Raw genomic sequence first — 18,768 nt, 5'->3', positions numbered from 1 at the left:
TGGTGCGCCGGCGTGATCGGCTTGCACGGCCGAAGTCTTGGGCCGACGCGGCCGAGGGCCGTGCGCCGCCAAAAAAGCGCAGGCGCTTCAGGCGCCCGCTTTCACCTTCAGGCGCCAGCCTTCACCTTCAGCCGCCAGGCATGCAGCAGCGGCTCGGTGTAGCCGCTCGGCTGCTCGATACCCTTGAACACCAGGTCTTGCGCGGCCTTGTAGGCGGCCGAGGTCGCGAAGTTGCCGGCCATCGGCTGGTACACCGGATCGCCGGCGTTCTGCTCGTCGACCACCTTGGCCATGCGCTGGAAGGTCTCGTCGACCTGCGCCTTGGTCACCACGCCGTGCAGCAGCCAGTTGGCGATGTGCTGGCTGGAGATGCGCAGCGTGGCGCGGTCTTCCATCAGGCCCACGTTGTGGATGTCGGGCACCTTGGAGCAGCCCACGCCCTGGTCGATCCAGCGCACCACGTAGCCGAGGATGCCCTGCACGTTGTTGTCGATTTCCTGCTGCTTCTCGGCATCGGTCCACTTGGCTTCGGCCGCGATGGGCGCCTGCAGCAGCGCGTTGAGGATGTTGTCGCGTTCCGCATCGGCGTCGATCTTCTCCAACTCCTGCTGCACCGCCGTGACGCTCACCTGGTGGTAGTGCAGCGCATGCAGCGTGGCGGCGGTGGGCGAGGGCACCCAGGCGGTGTTGGCGCCGGCCTTGGGATGCGCGATCTTCTGCTCGAGCATGGCAGCCATCAGGTCGGGCATGGCCCACATGCCCTTGCCGATCTGCGCCTTGCCGCGCAGGCCGCACGAAAGGCCGACCAGCACGTTGTTCTTTTCATAAGCGCCGATCCACGCGCTGGACTTCATGTCGCCCTTGCGGATCATCGGGCCGCCCTGCATGGCGGTGTGCATCTCGTCGCCGGTGCGGTCGAGGAAGCCGGTGTTGATGAAGGCCACGCGCGCGGCGGCCTCGGCGATGCAGGCCTTGAGGTTGACGCTGGTGCGGCGCTCTTCGTCCATGATGCCGAGCTTCACGGTGTTGGCGGGCAGGCCGAGCAGCTGCTCGACGCGGCCGAACAGCTCGCTGGCAAAGGCCACTTCGGCCGGGCCGTGCATCTTGGGCTTGACGATGTAGATGCTGCCGGTGCGCGAGTTGCCCTTGCGCTTCAGGTCGATCATCGCGATGGTGGTGGTCACCACGGCATCGAGAATGCCTTCGGGGATTTCCTTGCCGCCGGCGTACAGCACGGCGGGGTTGGTCATCAGGTGGCCCACGTTGCGCAGGAACATGAGCGAGCGGCCGTGCAGCTTCACGGGCTTGCCGTCGGCGCCGGTGTATTCGCGGTCGGGGTTGAGGCCGCGCGTGAAGGTCTTGCCGCCCTTGGCGACTTCTTCGGTGAGCGTGCCCTGCACGATGCCGAGCCAGTTCGAATACGCGATCACCTTGTCGGCCGCATCGACCACGGCCACCGAGTCTTCGAGATCCAGGATGGTCGAGAGCGCGGATTCGAGCACCAGGTCGCTCACGCCGGCCGCGTCGCCCTTGCCGATGGGCGTGCTGCGGTCGATGCGGATGTCCAGGTGAATGCCGTTGTGCTTCAGCAGCACCGACGACGGCGAGGCTGCATCCCCCTGGTAGCCGACGAAGGCGGCCGGGTCGCGCAGCGTGGTGCTGCTGCTTTGCAGTGCGATGTGCAGCTGCCCGTCTTTCACGCTGTAGCCGGTCGCCATCTTGTGCGAACCGTTTTCGAGCGGCGCGGCCTGGTCGAGCACCTCGCGCGCGAATGCGATGACCTTGGCGCCGCGCACGGGGTTGTAGCCCTTGCCTTTTTCGGCGCCGTCGGTTTCGGGAATGGCATCGGTGCCGTAGAGCGCGTCGTACAACGAGCCCCAGCGCGCGTTGGCCGCGTTGAGTGCGTAGCGGGCGTTCAGGATGGGCACCACCAATTGCGGACCGGCCTGCAGCGCGAGTTCGGAGTCGACATTCGCGGTCGTGGCCTTCGCGCCTTTGGGCTGCGGCAGCAGGTAGCCGATTTTTTCGAGGAAGGCGCGGTAGGCCGGCATGTCGGCGATCGGGCCGGGGTGGGCCTTGTGCCAGGCATCGAGTTCGGTCTGCAGGCGGTCGCGTTCGGCCAGCAGTGCGATGTTCTTCGGTGCGAGGTCGCTCACGATGGCGTCGAAGCCCTTCCAGAAGACGTCGCTGGCCACGCCGCTGGCGGGCAGAACCTTGTCTTCGATGAAGCGATGGAGTTCGGTCGCAACCTGGAGTCCGTGGGCGGTGGTGCGAAGGGTCATGTTTTTCTCCTGAGAGCGATGCAATCGCTGAGCGTAATGAGAGGCGGTGTCTGTCGGAACCGGGCTGCGCCCTTGTTCCATACGACGACTTTATTCGATACTTTGCTGGCAAGTAAGAGCCGAAAGCGTGATTTATCAGTGACAAAAATGAGGGTAATGGCGGGCTTCGGCGCCCGATCCATGGCGTTTCAGATCATTCCGCTGAGTTCGCGGGCCGCGGCGCACACCGGCTCGATGTAGCGCGCGTCGTAGCGGTGCGCCGGCATGGTCAGCGTGACCGCCGCGGCCAGACCGCCGTCGGCGTGGAACACCGGCGCCGAAATACCGGCCAGCTCGGCCGTGCGGTCGCCCACCAGCGCGCAGTAGCCCTGCGCGCGAACGGTGTCGTACAGCTTGCGCTCCCTGGCGCCGCGCGGACGCCCGGCTTCGGGGCCGAAGGCGATCAGCACGCGCGCGCCCGCGCCGCGGTCGTTGGGCAGCAGGTCGCCCGCTCGCACATGGTCGCGCACCACATGCGACGAGTCGACGCGGAACTGGCACAGCCGCACCCAGCTTTCGCCCTGCTCTTGCCGCACGTGGTACGCCGCGCTTTCGCCCGTGGCCGCGGCCAGCGCGCGCAAAACCGGCAGCACGATGCGGTCGAGCGAAAGCGAGGCCGCATAGAGGCCGTGCAGCCGCGCGATTTCCGCGCCGAGCGCATAGCGTCCGTCGTCCTGCCGGCGGATCAGCCGCGCATGTTCGAGCGACGCGAGCAGCCGCAGCACCGTGCTCTTGTAGAGCTGCGTGCGCTCGGCAAACTGCGCGAGCGACAGTGCCTCGTCGCCGGGCTGGAATGCCGAAAGCAGGCTCAGCGCGCGGTCGACCGCGGCGGCGCCGCCGGGCGCGGCATTGAGGTCTGAAACCGATTCGGTCTGGGCTTTGCGGGGCATGGCGTTGGCTTGACAGGGAAAGTCGTTTGGCGGTTTAATTCTGTTTAACGGAATTTAGTTCTGCAAGATAGAACTGTCAAGCGGTCGGTGCCACACCGCCCGATCGCTCCAAGGAGACGAAACCGATGACACCCCCCGACGTCCTCATCAGCGAGGTCGGCCCGCGCGACGGCCTGCAGTCGGTCAAGGCCACCATGCCCACGGACTACAAGCTGCGCTGGATCGACGCGCTCCACGCGGCCGGCGTGCGCGAGATCGAGGTCGCCTCCTTCGTGCCCGCCAGGCTGCTGCCGCAGATGGCCGACGCCGCCGAGGTGGTGCGCCACGCCATCAGCTTGCCCGGCCTCACCGTGATGGCGCTGGTGCCCAACCGCAAGGGCGCGCAGGCGGCGCTCGAAGCGGGCGTGCACAAGCTCACGATGCCGGTTTCGGCCAGCGTGGCGCACTCGCTTGCCAACGTGCGCAAGACGCCGACCGAGATGGTCGAGGAAGTGCGCGCCATCTCCGAACTGCGCCGCGCGATGGCGCCGCATGTGAGGCTCGAGGCCGGCATCTCCACCGCCTTCGGCTGCACGCTGCAGGGGCTGGTGCCGGAAGACGACGTGATCCGCCTCGCGGCGCAGTGCATCGAGGCCGGCGCGGAAGAAGCGGGCCTCTCGGACACCGTCGGCTACGCCAACCCCGCACAGGTGCGCCGGCTCTTCAGGCGCCTGCGCGCCGAACTCGGCACGCACGCCGGCGCCGCCCACATGCACAACACGCGCGGCCTCGGCATCGCGAACTGCCTCGCGGCGTGGGACGAGGGCGTGCGCACCTTCGACGCCTCGCTCGGCGGCCTCGGCGGCTGCCCCTATGCGCCCGGCGCCTCGGGCAATGCGGTCACCGAAGACCTCGTCTTCATGTTCGAAGCCATGGGCGTTCGCACCGGCATCGACATTGAAAAACTCATCGCGGCGCGCGCGCCGCTCATGGCCGGCCTGCCCGGCGAACCGGTCTACGGCATGACGCCCGAGGCTGGCTTGCCCAAGGGCTTTGTCGTCCAACAGGAAACCACCGCACATGCCTGAATCCCAACCCCTGCCGTACGCCGGCATCCGCGTCGTCGAGTTCACCCACATGGTGATGGGCCCCACCTGCGGCCTGCTGCTGGCCGACCTGGGCGCCGAGGTCATCAAGGTCGAGCCGCTCGAAGGCGACAACACGCGCCGCCTGCTCGGTTCGGGCTCGGGCTTCTTTCCGACCTTCAACCGCAACAAGAAGAGCATTGCGCTCGACCTCAAGACGCCCGGGGGCGTGGAGGCCGCGCTGCGCCTCGTTGCCACGGCCGACATCGTGAGCGAGAACTTCAAGCCCGGCACCATGAAGAAGCTGGGGCTCGACTACGAGGCGCTCGCCAAGCTCAACCCGCGCCTCATCTACGTGAGCCACAAGGGCTTCCTGCCCGGCCCTTACGACCACCGGACCGCGCTCGACGAGGTGGTGCAGATGATGGGCGGCCTGGCCTACATGACCGGCCGCGCCGGCGACCCGCTGCGCGCGGGCACCAGCGTGAACGACATCATGGGCGGCATGTTCGGCGCCATCGGCGCCATGGCCGCACTGCGCCAGCGCGAGCTCACCGGCAAGGGCTGCGAGGTGCAGTCCGCGCTGTTCGAGAACAACGTGTTCCTGGTCGCGCAGCACATGATGCAGTTCGCCGCCACGGGCAAGGCTGCCGACCCGATGCCCAGCCGCATCTCGGCCTGGGCCGTGTACGACGTGTTCACGGTGAAGGACGGCGAGCAGATCTTCCTCGCCGCCGTCAGCGACAAGCAATGGGCCATTTTCTGCAAGGCCTTCGGCCTCGAAGAAATGCTGGCCGACCCGCGCCTGAAGAGCAACAACGACCGCGTCAATGCGCGCGAATGGATGATGCCCATCCTGCGTTCGCACCTCGCCGGCTACAGCGCGGCCGAGCTCAGTGCGGTGTTCGAGAAGAACGAGTTGCCTTTCGCGCCCATCACCAAGCCGCAGGAGCTGTTCGACGACCCGCACCTGAACGCCACCGGCGGGCTCGCGCCGGTGCGCATGAACGACGGCCACATGGCCAAGGTGCCGCTGATGCCCTTCACGCTCGACGGCGAGCGGCCGGGCATTCGCCTGCAGCCGCCGCGCATCGGCGAGCACACCGGCGAGTTGCTGCGGGAGGTGGGCTATAGCGACGAAGAGATCGCCGCGTTCGAGGCGCGTCAGGCCGGCGTTGCCGGTTGAACCCGGGATATATAAACCCGGGATATATAGTTCGGGCGCCATGGACCGCCTGAAGCAACTCGAATCCTTCGTCTCGGTGGCGACCCGCGGCAGTCTCACGGCCGCGGCCAAAGCCGAGGGCGTGGCGCCCGCGATCATGGGGCGGCGCCTCGATGCGCTGGAGGCCAGGCTGGGCGTCAAGCTCTTGGTGCGCACCACGCGGCGCATCACGCTCACGCACGAAGGCAGCGCTTTTCTCGAGGACTGCCAGCGCCTGCTGACGGAGTTCGCCAATGCCGAGGCCAGCGTGAGCGCCGGCGGCATCAAGGCCAGCGGGCACTTGCGCGTCACGGCGCCGGCCGGCTTCGGACGCCGCCACGTGGCGCCGCTGGTGCCGCGCTTCCACGCCATGCATCCGGAGGTCACGATTTCGCTCAACCTGAGCGACCGCGTGGTCGACGTGCGCGGCGAGAGCTTCGACTGCGCGGTGCGCGTGGGCGACATGCCCGATTCGTCGCTGGTGAGCGTGCGGCTGGCCGACAACCGGCGCCGCTGCGTCGCCACGCCGGAGTTCGTGCGTCGCCACGGCATGCCGAAGCACCCGGGCGAGCTGTCGCGCTTCGCCTGCCTCACGCTCTCGAGCGATGCCTCGCAAACGCGCGGCTGGGCGTTCCACGTTCCGCGGACCGCCCAGGGGCCGACCGAGGAGGGCGGCGAGGAACTGATCTACCTGCGGCCCGAAGGCCCGCTCGATTGTTCTGACGGGCAGGTGCTGCACGACTGGTGCCTGGCTGGCCACGGCATTGCCTGGCGCAGCACCTGGGAGGTCGAGGCCGAAATCGACGCCGGCCTGCTGGTGCCGCTGCTCGACGAATTCGCCGCGCCGCCCAACGGCATCTACGCGGTGTTCACGGGCACCAAGCACCTGCCGCTGCGGGTGCGGCTGTGGCTCGATTTCCTCAAGGAGCACTACGGGCGGCCCGAATTCTGGGGCGGAAGAGGCTAAAGCGCGCTCGAGCGACGGCACAATGCGCAAGCATTTGCAACCCATTGAAAAAAGAAAGCCACCGATGACCCTCGAAGCCATCCTCGCCTACCTGCACTTGCTGGCCATCCTCACGATGGTGGTGTTCATCTCCAGCGAGGCCGCGCTGTGCCGCGTGCAGTGGCTCAATGCCGCCGTGGTGGAGCGGCTCGCCAAGGTCGACCTGGTCTACGGCATGGCCGCCATTGCCGTGCTCGCCACCGGCATCGCCCGCACGGTGTGGGGCGTGAAGGGCACGGCGTGGTATTGGACCAACCCGCTGTTGCATGTGAAGCTCGGGTTGTTCATCATCATCGGCGTGCTTTCGATCTTTCCGACACTGACCTACTTCCGCTGGCGCAAGGCGCTGCGCGCCAACGGTACGCTGCCGGCCGAAGACGACGTCCGGAAAACGCGCAAGCTGGTGATGGTGCAGGCCCACCTGATCGCGCTGATTCCGCTGGTGGCGGTGTTCCTCGCACGCGGCTTCGGCAAGTAAGCCCGCATGGAACGCGCCGGCATCCAGCTTCTGTTTGCCGGCACCATCTTCAGCAGCGCGTTCCTGCTGTTTCTTGTCCAGCCGCTCATCGCCAAGCAGATCCTGCCCTGGTTCGGCGGCTCGGCCGCCGTGTGGTCGATCTGCATGGTGTTCTTCCAGGCGGTGCTGCTCGCGGGCTATGCCTATTCCGACTGGGTGACGCGCCATCTTCGCGTGCGGGTGCAGGCCGCATTGCACGTGGGCCTTCTACTCGCGAGCCTGGCGTTCCTGCCGCTGGTGGTTGCCGCGCGCTGGAAGCCCACGGGCGCCGAAGACCCGACATGGTTGATCCTGGGCCTGCTGCTGGCGACCATCGGCCTTCCATACTTTCTTCTTTCGACCACCGGGCCGCTGGTGCAGTCGTGGGTGGCGCGCACGCCCTGGGGCGCGCAGGTGTACCGGTATTTCTCGCTGTCGAACCTGGCCTCGCTGCTGTCGCTCCTGAGCTATCCGGTGCTGATCGAGCCGCGCAGTTCGCTGCTGCAGCAGGCGCAGGGATGGTCGTGGGGCTATGGCGCGTTCGTGGTGCTTTGCGCCGGCACGACCTTGCTCGTGGCGTACCGCTGGCCGGAGGCCGTGCCGTCGTCGGCATCGGCGGCATCGGCCACATCGGCTTCAGGCCAGGCCGCGGCCATCCCTGACGACAAGCCGCCGCGCTGGTCCGATGCCCTGCTCTGGCTCTCGTTGCCGGCCCTGGCGTCGTGGCTGTTGCTGGCCGTGACCAACCACATCACCCAGAACGTCGCCGCGGTTCCGTTTCTCTGGATATTTCCGCTTTCGCTCTATCTGTTCACTTTTGTGCTGTGCTTCGAGAGCGACCGCTGGTACCGGCGCGGCGTTTTCCTGCCGCTGGCGGCGGGCGTGCTGGTGCTGTGCGCCTTCGGCCTGCAGCACCACATCGGCTCCGATGTGCGCACGGGGCTTCCGATCTATGTCGGCGGACTCTTCGTGCTGTGCATGTTCCTGCATGGAGAAACCGCAAGGCTGCGGCCGGCGCCGCGCTACCTCACGCGCTTCTACCTGATGCTTTCGCTGGGGGGCGCCATCGGCGGCGCCATGGTCGGGCTGGTCGCGCCGCATGTGCTGCCCGCGTACTACGAGCTGGGCATCGGGCTTGCGCTGACGGCGCTCGTGGCGGTGGCGGTTCTGCGCCACCGCACCTGGTTGCGAGTTTCGGGCGCGGCCTTGGCGGCCTGCTGCGCCTATTTTCTGGTTGTGCAGATTCGCAGCGATACGGACAACTCGCGCCATCTGATGCGCAATTTCTACGGTGCGCTGATCACCTTCGACATTCGGCGCACCGATCCCGCAAGCTACGTGCGGCTGCTGTCGCATGGTTCCATCAAGCATGGCGAACAGTTCCTCGACCCGCTCAGGCGGCGCGAGCCCACCACCTATTACGGCGCCACCTCGGGCATCGGCCGTGCCATGGCCGCCGCGCCGAGCGGGCCGCGCCGCGTCGGCCTGATCGGCCTCGGCGCGGGCACGCTTGCGAGCTACGGCCGCAGCGGCGACGTCTATCGCATCTACGAGATCAATCCGCAGGTGTTCGAACTGGCGGACAGCGAATTCACCTTTCTGCGCGACAGCCCCGCGCGCATCGAGCGGGTGCTCGGCGATGCGCGGCTGGCGCTGGAGCGCGAGCCTCCGCAGGGCTTGGACCTGCTCGCGGTCGACGCCTTCTCGGGCGACGCGGTGCCGGTCCACCTGCTCACGGCCGAGGCCATGGACGTCTACATGCGCCACATGAAACCGGGTGGCGTCGTGGCCTTTCACGTGACCAACCGGTATCTCGAGTTGGCGCCGGTGGTGGCGCGAATCGCAGAGATGAAAGGCTTGCATGCCGTGCTCGTCAGCGACGACGCGGTAGCTTCGAAGTGGCTCGACCCGACCGACTGGGTGCTGGTGGCGCGGGATCCGGCCGTGCTGGCACGCGAACCCCTGCGCACCGCGGCCTCGCCCATCGCGCTCCCGGCCAACACCCGCCCCTGGACCGACGATTTCAACAACCTCCTGAGCGTGCTCAAGTAGCGCCCATGAAAAAGCCCCGCCGGCGCGGAGCGCGTGCGGGGCTTGTTCCGGCAATACCGGAGCCCTTTGGCGGGCCGCCGGTGTTGTCGAGGGGGCGTCAGGCCTTCGCGCTGAGGCATTCCTTCATGAAAGCCTTGCGTGCGTCGCCCTTCAGGGTCTTGGCCTTGTCGTCGGCATTGCAGCTCTTCATCTTTTCCTGCTGGGTCTGCTTGGCGGTCACGGCGGGCTTGGCGCTCAGGCAGTTCTTCATGAAGGCCTTGCGCTCGTCGCCCTTCTTGTCGCCCGCTTCCTGGTTGCAGGTCGTCATCTTGCTTTGCTGGGCGGTGGGGGCCTTGGCCGCCGGCGTGGCGGGGGTGGCTGGCGTCGCGGGTGTGGCAGCCGGAGCGACGACGACGGGCGCTGGGGCCTTGTCTTGTGCCTGCGCGGCGCCGAAGGAAAGACAGGCGCCCAGGGCGACCAGGGAAAGGAGCTTCTTCATGGTGATGTGTCCTTGCAAGGTTGGTTGTGACAGGTGCCCCGCCCCGGGGCTGCCCATCCTAACGGGCGAAGACACCCATCCGATGACCATCGCCGTCGCCGACGGGGTTTGCCCCCGGTAAAATCCGCAGATGCTATTGGTCAAACAGGAGCTGCTCGCGGCGCTCGCGAACACGCTCGAATCCCTCTCGCCCGGCGCCGGCTCCAAAGCCGCGTTCGAGTCGCCCAAGGTGGCTGCCCATGGCGATTTCGCCAGCACGGCTGCCATGCAACTCGCCAAGCCGCTCGGCCGCAAGCCGCGCGAACTGGCCGAAGAGCTCAGCGCCGCGCTGCTCGCCACCCCCGTTTTCGGCCATTGGGTCGAAGCCATCGAAATCGCAGGCCCCGGCTTTCTCAACATCCGCCTGAAGACCGCCGCCAAGCAGCAGATCGTGCGCGAAGTGCTGTCCGCTGGCAGCGGTTTCGGGCAGCAGCCGGCCACCGGCGAAAAGGTGCTGGTCGAGTTCGTCTCGGCCAATCCGACCGGTCCGCTGCACGTCGGCCACGGCCGCCAGGCCGCGCTCGGCGATGCCATCTGCAACCTGCGGGCGTCCCAGGGCGACACCGTCTGGCGCGAGTTCTATTACAACGACGCCGGCGTGCAGATCCAGACGCTGGCCAACAGCACCCAGCTGCGCGCCCACGGTTTCAAGCCCGGCGACCCCGAATGGCCGAGCGGCGAAAAGGCCCCGGCCTACAACGGCGACTACATCGCCGACATCGCCGAAGACTTCAAGCAGAAAAAAACCGTCAAGTCGGACGACCGCGAATACACCGCGAGCGGCGACATCGAAGACCTCGATTCCATCCGCGAGTTCGCCGTGGCCTACCTGCGCCGTGAACAAGACCTCGACCTGCAGGCCTTCCGCGTGCGCTTCGACAATTACTACCTCGAATCGAGCCTCTACACCAGCGGCCGCGTCGAGGAGGCAGTGCGCAAGCTCGTGGCCGCCGGCAAGACCTACGAGCAGGATGGCGCGCTGTGGCTCAAGTCGACCGACTACGGCGACGACAAGGACCGCGTGATGAAGAAGCAGGACGGTACGTACACGTACTTCGTGCCCGACGTCGCCTATCACATCGCCAAGTGGGAGCGCGGCTTCCACAAGGTCGTCAACATCCAGGGCACCGACCACCACGGCACCATCGCGCGCGTGCGCGCCGGCCTGCAGGCCGCGGGTGTCGGCATTCCGGAGGGCTACCCCGACTACGTGCTGCACACCATGGTGCGCGTGATGAAGGGCGGCGAAGAGGTCAAGATCAGCAAGCGCGCGGGCAGTTACGTCACGCTGCGCGACCTCATCGAATGGACCAGCACCGACGCCGTGCGCTTCTTCCTTTTGAGCCGCAAGCCCGACACCGAATACACCTTCGATGTCGACCTGGCCGTGACGAAGAACAACGACAACCCGGTGTACTACGTGCAATACGCCCATGCGCGCATCTGCTCGGTGCTGGCCGGCTGGGGCGGCGACGCCGCCACGCTGAAGAATGTCGACCTGTCGCCGCTCGAAAGCCCGGCCGCGCAGGCGCTGATGCTGCTGCTCGCCAAGTACCCGGCCATGCTGACGGCGGCGGCGAAGGATTTCGCCCCGCACGACGTGACTTTCTATTTGCGCGAACTGGCCGCCAGCTACCACAGCTACTACGACGCCGAGCGCATCCTGGTCGACGAAGAACCGGTAAAGCTGGCGCGGCTCGCGCTCGTCGCCGCCACTGCGCAGGTGCTGCACAATGGCCTCGCGATTCTCGGCGTCAGTGCGCCGAGCAAGATGTGAAATCACTATGAAGAAGACAACCAGACAACGCGGCAACATCGTCATCGGCCTCATCATCGGCCTGGTGCTGGGGTTGGGTGTCGCGCTGGGCATTGCGGTCTACGTGACCAAGGTGCCGATTCCGTTCGTAACCAAAACCCAGCGCGGCGGCGCCGAGCAGGACGAAGCCGAGGCCCGCAAGAACCGCGACTGGGACCCGAATGCTCCGCTCGCGGGCAAGCCCGGCGCACCCGCCAAGCCGCCCGCGGCTGCATCGGGCCCGGTGGCTCCGGCCGGCGGCGACACCACGGCCGTGGCGCCGGGCACACCACCGCCGGCGCCGCCGGTCCCGGTGGTCGTGGCCCCGCCCAAGCCCCCGCGCCCGGCGCCGGTGCCGGCCGAAGCCAATTCCCTGCCGCCGTCGAACGACCCGCTGGGCGATCTCGCCCGTGCGCGCGCCGGCGGCAACAGCGGCAGCACCACCACAGCTTCCGCCGCGCCGAGCAGCAGCAGCACCAGCGCGGCGCCGTCGTCAGGTCCCGATCCGTTCATGTATTTCGTGCAGGCCGGTGCCTTCCGGACCACCGACGACGCCGAGGCCCAGCGTGCCAAGCTGTCGCTCATGGGCGTCGAGGCCCGGGTCACCGAGCGCGAGCAGGCGGGCCGCACGGTCTACCGGGTGCGCGCGGGTCCGTTCAACAAGAAGGACGACGCCGATCGCCTGAAAGAACGCCTCGACAGCGGTGGCCTCGAATCGGCGCTCGTCCGCGTGCAGCGCTGAGGTGCATCTTGAGGCGGCTGCGGCCTCCCGGGCAGCCGTCATGAATAATCTTTAAGCTTCGCCGCGCGGCATGGGCCGCCGCCAAGATTGTCTTGGGCATGCCGCATGCGGGAACTCCGCGCGGCGCGCCGGCTCTGTCTGCCGTACCCAACAGGAGAACTCTTTCAATGAAACGTCGTGATTTTTCGCTGGCCGCCACCTCGCTCGGTCTGATTTCGCTGGCTGGCAACACGGCGCACGCCCAGGCGCGCGCACCCAAGGCCGGCACCGAGTACCTGGTGCTCGACAAGCGTGTGCCGGTCGACGCATCCGCCGGCAAGGTCGAGGTGATCGAGTTCTTCTCGTACAACTGCCCGCATTGCAGCGATTTCGAGCCGCAGCTCGACGCCTGGCTCAAGACGGCCCCGAAGGAAGTGGCTTTCCGCCGCGTGCCGGTGCCTTTCGTGGGCAACGACGTCGAAGCCAAGCAGCGCCTGTACTACGCGCTCGAAGCCATGGGCAAGGTCGAGGAATTCCAGCCGAAGATCTTCAATGCGATTCACAAGCAGCGCCAGAACCTCAACGGCGATACCAACATCATCGCGTGGGCCGCGGCCAACGGCCTCGACGGCGCCAAGTTCAAGGAAGTGTTTACCTCGTTCAGCGTGGCCAGCAAGGCGAAGCGCGCCACGCAACTGACCGAAGCCTACAAGGTGGCCGGCGTTCCGGCGCTGGCCGTGGCCGGCCGCTGGTATGTGGACGGCGAGCTTGCCGGTAACATGACCAAGGCGCTTCAGGTCACCAACTACCTGATCGGCGAAGCCAAGAAGGGCTGACCCGCAAGGGCAACGCGGTACTGTGTGCCGCTGCGCCAACCCCTTTGCGGGGCAAATCGGCGGGCCGGCGAAACCGGTTCCGCGATGTTCCCGGATAGGATGTCAAGCCCGCTTTTGGCGGGCTTTTTCATCGGCGCGTGCTGGGCTGACGCGATCCGCCGCATACAATGCAGAGCAAGTTTCGTGCCTCTATGACATTGCACTCCTACTCCAACACCACCCCTCTTCTTCGTCGCATCGGCCGGTTCGCCATCGGCGCGCTGTTGCTGGCCGGCCTCGCCTCGGGCGCCCTGGCCGAGACCGCTGACCGCACCAAGCCGATGAACATCGAGTCGGACGCCATGCGCTACGACGACCTGAAGCAGACCAGCGTGTTCACCGGGAACGTGCTGGTCACCAAGGGCACCATCATCATCCGCGGCGCGCGGATCGACGTGCGCCAGGATGCCGAGGGCTACCAGTACGGCGTGGTCACGGCGGCGCCGGGCAAGCGGGCCTATTACAAGCAGAAGCGCAACGCGCCCGACGAGTGGATCGAGGGCGAGTCGGAAGTCATCGAGTACGACAGCCGCGCCGACAACGTCAAGTTCATCCGCAACGCCGTCATGCGCCGCCTGCTCGGCGCCACGCCGAACGACGAAAGCAGCGGCGCGCTCATCGTCTACGACCAGAGCAACGACACCTACACGGTCAACGGCTCCACCGTGCCGCCGAATACCGGGGTGAATGCATCCTCGGGCGGACGCGTCAGGACCATCCTCACGCCTAAGTCCGCCACGGCGCCAGCGCCGGCACCCGGTGCTTCGGCCCCCGCCGCCGGCGGACGGCCCGCCGCGCCGGCAGCGCCCCAGCCGGCACCCGGAACCGGCCTGCGCTCGACCACCACGCTCGGCGGCGGCGAAGGGGAAGGGCGCAAGTGATCGAAACCGCTGGAACCCAGAGCCCCGACGGCACCCCGGGCAGCCGCCTGGTGGTGCGCGGCCTGCAAAAAAGCTACGGCAGCCGCAAGGTCGTCAAGGATGTCTCGCTCGACGTGCAAAAGGGCGAAGTCGTGGGGCTTCTCGGGCCCAACGGTGCCGGCAAGACCACTTCGTTCTACATGATCGTGGGCCTGGTGCGGGCCGATGCGGGCGAGATCACCATCGACGGCGAGCCCATTGCGCACATGCCGATTCACCGGCGCGCCCGCATGGGCCTGAGCTACCTGCCGCAGGAAGCCTCGATCTTCCGCAAGCTCACCGTCGAGGAAAACGTGCGCGCCGTGCTCGAGCTCCAGCGCGAACCCGACGGCAACGGCAAGCCGGTGCCCCTGACCAAGCAACGCATCGAAGAGCGCCTCTCGGGGCTCCTGGCCGACCTGCGGGTGGACCATCTTCGCGATTCCCCCGCGCTCGCGCTTTCGGGCGGCGAACGGCGCCGGGTCGAAATTGCCCGCGCACTGGCCACGCAGCCGCGCTTCATCCTGCTGGACGAGCCCTTTGCCGGCATCGACCCCATCGCGGTGATCGAAATCCAGCGGATCATCAGTTTTCTGAAGGAGCGCGGCATCGGCGTGCTCATTACCGACCACAACGTGCGTGAAACGCTGGGCATCTGCGATCACGCGTTCATCATCAGCGACGGGCATGTGCTGGCACAAGGCACGCCCTCGGAGATCGTCGACAACGCCGAAGTACGCAGGGTGTACCTGGGCGAACACTTCCGGATGTAAGGGAGGAGTCGGTCTCCATGAAGCAAGGGCTGTCCCTTCGCGTTTCGCAGCATCTGGCGCTCACGCCCCAGCTGCAGCAGTCGATCCGGCTGCTGCAGCTCTCCACGCTCGAACTGAGCCAGGAGGTCGAGCAGATGCTGGACGAGAACCCGTTCCTCGAACGCACCGCGGAAGAGGCGGCGCGCGAGGAATTCGGGCTCGACGCCATCGACACCCCCATGCCGCGCGACGAAGCGGCCGAAGCCGGCGAAGGCGAATTCGCTTCGCCGCCGGCCAGCAGCGCGACCACCACCACGGCCGAGACCGGCACCGCTGCCACCAGCGACACCGACAGCCCCGCCGCCGACATCGCCGAGCGCGAGCCTGACTGGGAAGGCGACGGCACCGTCGACATGGCGCCGGACGACAGCGAGTGGGGCAGCGACGCCCCCGCGCGGCAGAACAACCTCGGCGACGACGAGCGCGCCGACGCCACCGAACTCGCGCGCAGCCAGGAGTCGCTGCAATCCTTTCTGCACCGCCAGGCGCTCAGCCTCCGGCTCAACGAAAACGACGTTGCCGCGCTGCGCTTTTTGATCGAATCGCTCAACGACGACGGCTACCTCGAAGATTCGCTGCCCGCGCTGGCCTCGGGCCTCGCGGGCGACGACAACGACCAATTCGACGAACTGGTCCATCACTTCCAGGTGGCGCTCGGCCTGCTGCAGAGCCTGGAGCCGGCCGGTGTCGGCGCGCGCGACCTGGGCGAATGCCTGAGCATTCAACTGCGCGCACTGGCCAGCAAGGACGAGACCGAGGAACAGGCGCTGGTCCGCAAGACCGCCATCGCCATCTGCAAGCAGCCGATGGAGCTGCTCGCGCGGCGCGACTTCAAGCGCCTGGCCACGCTCACCCGCACCAACGAAGACCTGGTGCGCTCGGCGCTGCAGATCATTTCGCGTCTGGAGCCCAAGCCGGGCCGCCGTTTTGTCGACGTCGAGCGCAACATCGTGATCCCCGACGTCATCGTCACCAAGATCGGCCGCGGCACCAACGTCAAGTTCCGCGTCATGCTCAACCCCGAGGTCATGCCGCGCCTGCGCGTGCACGACATCTACGCCGGCGCGCTCAAGTCGCACAAGGGCGAGGGCAGCCAAGCGCTGTCGCAGCGGCTGCAGGAGGCGCGCTGGTTCATCAAGAACATCCAGCAGCGCTTCGACACCATCCTGCGCGTGAGCAACGCCATCGTCGAGCGGCAGAAGAGCTATTTCGTGCACGGCGAACTCGCCATGCGGCCGCTGGTGCTGCGCGAAATTGCCGACGAGCTCGGCCTGCACGAGTCGACCATCTCGCGCGTGACCACCGCCAAGTACATGTCCACGCCGTTCGGCACGGTCGAGCTCAAGTACTTCTTCGGCTCGGCGCTCGGCACCGAGACCGGCGGCAATGCCTCGAGCACCGCGGTGCGCGCGTTGATCAAGCAGTTCGTGAGCTCCGAGAGCATCAAGAAGCCGCTGTCGGACAGCCAGATTTCCGAAATGCTGAAAGAGCAGGGCATCGAGTGCGCGCGGCGCACCGTGGCCAAGTACCGCGAAGCCCTGCGCATCGCACCGGCCAACCTGCGCAAGGCCTTGTAGGCCGGGCGACCCCGCGCCTGGGGCCTGGGTATCCGCGGGGAGCGGCAGCAGCGCCTGCCGCCGCTCAGCTGCCCCGCACGCCGGACAGCAGCTTGATGCCCAGCAGCACCATCACGCCGCCCGCCGCGCGGTCGATCCAGGCCTTGTAGCGCAGGTAGGCCGAACGCGGCGCCGCCGACGAGAGCGCCAGCGCGACGATCGAATACCAGCCCGTCTCGATGCAGAAGATCACGGCCGGCACCGCGAGCGCCAGCGCCATCGGCACTTCGCGCGGCAGAAATGCCGCGAAGATGCTGGCGTAGACCACAGCGGTTTTCGGGTTGCTGACCTGCGTGCCCATGCCCAGCAGGAACGCGCGCCATCCATTGCCCCGGCGGCCGGGCGAATTCTCTTCCTGCGAAACAACGCGCAGCGGCTCGCGCGCGCCGCGCCAGATGCGGATGCCCAGATAGACGAGGTAGGCGCCGCCGAGCAGCTTCACCGCAAGGTACAGCGCGGGAACCGCGAGGAACGCCGCCTGCAACCCCACCAGCGCGGCGATGGCGAACACGATGCCTCCGGCGCCCATGCCCAGCGCCGCGGCCAGCCCGTCGCCGCGCGACGACGAGACGGCAGTGCGCGCGACCATGACGAAGCTCGGGCCGGGGCTCATGGCCCCGACGATCATCGCGCCCGCAATGCCCAGGAGAGGAACCGTGATGTCGTTCATGACTGTGATGGCTGTACGTTGATTCGAGCCACTATATAGAGCCCTGCCGCGAGGGCGGCGACAATGGCATTCCCCAGCGGCCGATGATGATGATGGCGAACCCCTTGTGAACGATCTTTCTCTTTTCCTGCCTTGCGCCGCCGGCGTCGAGGAACTCCTTGCGCAGGAAGTCCATGCGCTCACCGGGCGTGTCGGGCAAGACCTGCTCACGCTGCGCGGCGGCGTGCGAGTGCGCGCCGAATGGCGTGACGCGCTCAAGCTCAACCTGCACAGCCGGCTCGCCCAGCGCGTGCTGGTCGAAGTGGCCCATGCGCCTTACCGCAGCGAGAACGACCTGTACGCCATCGCGAACGGCGTGGCCTGGGAGATCTGGTTCACGCCCAAGCAGACCTTCAAGATCGAGACCACCGCGCAGCACAGCCCGCTGCAGAGCCTGAATTTCGCCACGCTGCGCATCAAGGACGCCATTGCCGACCGCTTCCGTGCCAAGGCCAACGGCGTGCGCCCGAGCATCGAAACGCAGTGGCCCGACTGCCGCGTGTTCGCCCACCTGACCACCGACCACTGCACGCTCTACATCGACACCAGCGGCGAGCCGCTCTTCAAGCGCGGCTGGCGGCAGGACAAGGGCGATGCGCCGCTGAAGGAAACCCTGGCCGCTGCGATGCTGGCCGCCAGCGGCTGGTGGAACCCCGAAACCGGCGCGGTGGCCGACGAGCCGCTGTACGACCCCTGCTGCGGCAGCGGCACCATCGCCATCGAGGCGGCGCAGATTGCGCGCGGCATTCCGGCCGGATGGCTGCGGCGCTTCGGCTTCGAGAAGCTGCTGCCGTTCCAGGCGCACGTGTGGGACGCGATCAGGAAAGAAGCCGAATCGGCGGCATCCGTGAAAGAAGTTGCCATCTTCGGCTCCGACGTTTCGCACCGCATGGTCGACTTTGCCGAACGCAACGCGGAGCGCGCCGGCGTGGCCGACGCCATCGAGTTCCGCGGCGGCGACGCGCTGCAGCGCATGCCGCCGGCCGAGGGCGGGGTGATCATGCTCAACCCGCCTTATGGCGAGCGGATCGAAGTGGGCGGTGTCGCGCGCTTCGGCGCCCGCGAAGCCGCGCAGACTGCCGGCCATGGAGAAGGAGGCGGCGAAGGTGGTGAAAACGGCGACGGCGGCGAGTTCTTTCCGCAGCTCGCCACGCATTGGAAGAAGAACTACGCCGGCTGGACCGCCTGGGTGCTCACGCCCGACCTGAAGCTGCCCAAACAGATGCGGCTCAAGGAGTCGCGCCGCGTGCCGATGTGGAACGGGCCCATCGAGTGCCGGCTGTTCCGCTTCGACATGGTGGCCGGCTCGGCCCGGAAGTAGCCAGGGCCAAGCGGCGGGCTACTTCGCCGTGCCCACGCCGCACGCGGCGTTCACCGTCCGCACGGCCAGGTCGCCCGGCAGGCCGGCAAAATTCATCGGACGGACGTCCGTTTCATCGAACTCGCGCACAGCCAACGGCGGCCCGACGAAGTTCGGCTGGCCGAAATAGGTGGCGCTCACATAGCGCGCCTTGCGCGCTTCGCAATCCATGCTCGCCTTCGCCGCGACGGACCGGAACTTCAGGCCGTCGTCGCCGGTGCGGGGCTCGGCCAGGCTGATCCGCACCGCCACCAGGCGCTTGCTTCCGTCCACTACCACGCTGGTCGGATCGACCTGCACATAGGTGTTGTCCGCTTCCCCCGCCGAGCCGGTCAGGGTGAGCCATTCCGCATGGGCAGGCGGTCCGATAAAAAGGGCGAGCAGCAGCAGGGAAAGTCGTTTCATCGTCGGAGGGTTGAAAGGCGCCGCGC

17 protein-coding genes are annotated in these 18,768 nt (G+C 67.3%); 12 read left to right on the top strand and 5 right to left on the bottom strand.

The features are described 5' to 3' along the window. Nucleotides 1-107 precede the first annotated feature (107 nt). Entirely contained in the window at nt 108-2,282 is a 2,175-nt protein-coding gene (locus ABIC94_RS15300) for a malate synthase G (protein WP_354373854.1), read from the bottom strand. A gap of 188 nt (nt 2,283-2,470) precedes the next feature. Further along, complete coding sequence (locus tag ABIC94_RS15295; protein ID WP_354373853.1) at nt 2,471-3,211, bottom strand: IclR family transcriptional regulator; 741 nt, start codon at nt 3,209-3,211, stop codon at nt 2,471-2,473. A 125-nt stretch (nt 3,212-3,336) separates the two neighbouring features. Between ABIC94_RS15295 and ABIC94_RS15290 the strand changes: the two genes are divergently transcribed. The 5 genes from ABIC94_RS15290 to ABIC94_RS15270 all read left to right on the top strand — a co-directional run bounded on the left by ABIC94_RS15290 (nt 3,337) and on the right by ABIC94_RS15270 (nt 9,033). Next, nucleotides 3,337-4,278 carry a hydroxymethylglutaryl-CoA lyase gene (locus ABIC94_RS15290; RefSeq protein ID WP_354373852.1) on the top strand — a complete coding sequence of 314 codons (942 nt, stop codon included), beginning with the start codon at nt 3,337-3,339 and terminating at the stop codon, nt 4,276-4,278. After that, entirely contained in the window at nt 4,271-5,461 is a 1,191-nt protein-coding gene (locus ABIC94_RS15285; RefSeq protein ID WP_354373851.1) for a CaiB/BaiF CoA transferase family protein, read from the top strand. Before ABIC94_RS15290 ends, ABIC94_RS15285 begins: the two co-directional genes overlap by 8 nt. 40 nt (nt 5,462-5,501) lie before the next feature. Continuing rightward, on the top strand, nt 5,502-6,446 hold the full coding sequence (locus ABIC94_RS15280; RefSeq protein ID WP_354373850.1) for a LysR family transcriptional regulator: 945 nt from the start codon (nt 5,502-5,504) through the stop codon (nt 6,444-6,446). A gap of 64 nt (nt 6,447-6,510) precedes the next feature. Beyond that, the gene (locus ABIC94_RS15275; RefSeq protein WP_354373849.1) at nt 6,511-6,963 is read left to right on the top strand and encodes a DUF2214 family protein; all 453 of its coding nucleotides are present in this window, start codon (nt 6,511-6,513) and stop codon (nt 6,961-6,963) included. Between the two features lie 6 nt (nt 6,964-6,969). Then, nucleotides 6,970-9,033, top strand: coding sequence for a fused MFS/spermidine synthase (locus tag ABIC94_RS15270; RefSeq protein WP_354373848.1), 2,064 nt, complete (start codon nt 6,970-6,972; stop codon nt 9,031-9,033). A 97-nt stretch (nt 9,034-9,130) separates the two neighbouring features. On the opposite strand, the gene ABIC94_RS15265 is transcribed toward ABIC94_RS15270, so the two are convergent. After that, nucleotides 9,131-9,511: a PsiF family protein gene (locus tag ABIC94_RS15265; RefSeq protein ID WP_354373847.1), complete on the bottom strand. Its 381-nt coding sequence runs from the start codon at nt 9,509-9,511 to the stop codon at nt 9,131-9,133. Between the two features lie 130 nt (nt 9,512-9,641). On the opposite strand from ABIC94_RS15265, the gene argS reads away from it, so the two are divergent. The 6 genes from argS to rpoN all read left to right on the top strand — a co-directional run bounded on the left by argS (nt 9,642) and on the right by rpoN (nt 16,229). Then, the gene (gene argS / locus ABIC94_RS15260) at nt 9,642-11,327 is read left to right on the top strand and encodes an arginine--tRNA ligase (RefSeq protein WP_354373846.1); all 1,686 of its coding nucleotides are present in this window, start codon (nt 9,642-9,644) and stop codon (nt 11,325-11,327) included. Nucleotides 11,328-11,334: 7 nt separating this feature from the next. Beyond that, on the top strand, nt 11,335-12,087 hold the full coding sequence (locus tag ABIC94_RS15255) for an SPOR domain-containing protein (protein ID WP_354373845.1): 753 nt from the start codon (nt 11,335-11,337) through the stop codon (nt 12,085-12,087). Nucleotides 12,088-12,254: 167 nt separating this feature from the next. After that, nucleotides 12,255-12,902 (top strand): thiol:disulfide interchange protein DsbA/DsbL, encoded by a 648-nt coding sequence (locus ABIC94_RS15250; protein WP_354373844.1) that lies wholly within the window; start codon nt 12,255-12,257, stop codon nt 12,900-12,902. A gap of 191 nt (nt 12,903-13,093) precedes the next feature. Next, entirely contained in the window at nt 13,094-13,822 is a 729-nt protein-coding gene (gene lptA, locus ABIC94_RS15245; protein ID WP_354373843.1) for a lipopolysaccharide transport periplasmic protein LptA, read from the top strand. After that, nucleotides 13,819-14,613: an LPS export ABC transporter ATP-binding protein gene (lptB, locus tag ABIC94_RS15240; protein WP_354373842.1), complete on the top strand. Its 795-nt coding sequence runs from the start codon at nt 13,819-13,821 to the stop codon at nt 14,611-14,613. Before lptA ends, lptB begins: the two co-directional genes overlap by 4 nt. A gap of 17 nt (nt 14,614-14,630) precedes the next feature. After that, nucleotides 14,631-16,229: an RNA polymerase factor sigma-54 gene (gene rpoN / locus ABIC94_RS15235; protein WP_354373841.1), complete on the top strand. Its 1,599-nt coding sequence runs from the start codon at nt 14,631-14,633 to the stop codon at nt 16,227-16,229. Between the two features lie 64 nt (nt 16,230-16,293). Here the strand turns inward: rpoN and ABIC94_RS15230 are convergent, their stop codons facing one another. Further along, nucleotides 16,294-16,938, bottom strand: a complete 645-nt coding sequence (locus tag ABIC94_RS15230; protein ID WP_354373840.1) for a LysE family translocator — start codon at nt 16,936-16,938, stop codon at nt 16,294-16,296. Nucleotides 16,939-17,044: 106 nt separating this feature from the next. Here ABIC94_RS15230 and ABIC94_RS15225 point away from each other — a divergent pair, with 106 nt between their 5' ends. Further along, nucleotides 17,045-18,298 (top strand): THUMP domain-containing class I SAM-dependent RNA methyltransferase, encoded by a 1,254-nt coding sequence (locus ABIC94_RS15225; protein ID WP_354373839.1) that lies wholly within the window; start codon nt 17,045-17,047, stop codon nt 18,296-18,298. A gap of 18 nt (nt 18,299-18,316) precedes the next feature. Here ABIC94_RS15225 and ABIC94_RS15220 read toward each other — a convergent pair whose 3' ends face one another. Then, a complete protein-coding gene (locus ABIC94_RS15220) occupies nt 18,317-18,742 on the bottom strand; it encodes a surface-adhesin E family protein (RefSeq protein WP_354373838.1) in 426 nt (141 codons plus the stop codon). Nucleotides 18,743-18,768: the final 26 nt, after the last annotated feature.

Source organism: Variovorax paradoxus, from assembly GCF_040544635.1.
GTDB lineage: Bacteria > Pseudomonadota > Gammaproteobacteria > Burkholderiales > Burkholderiaceae_C > Variovorax > Variovorax paradoxus_R.
The sequence above is the reverse complement of the archived record's forward strand: the minus strand, read 5'-3'. Positions and strand labels throughout refer to the sequence as shown.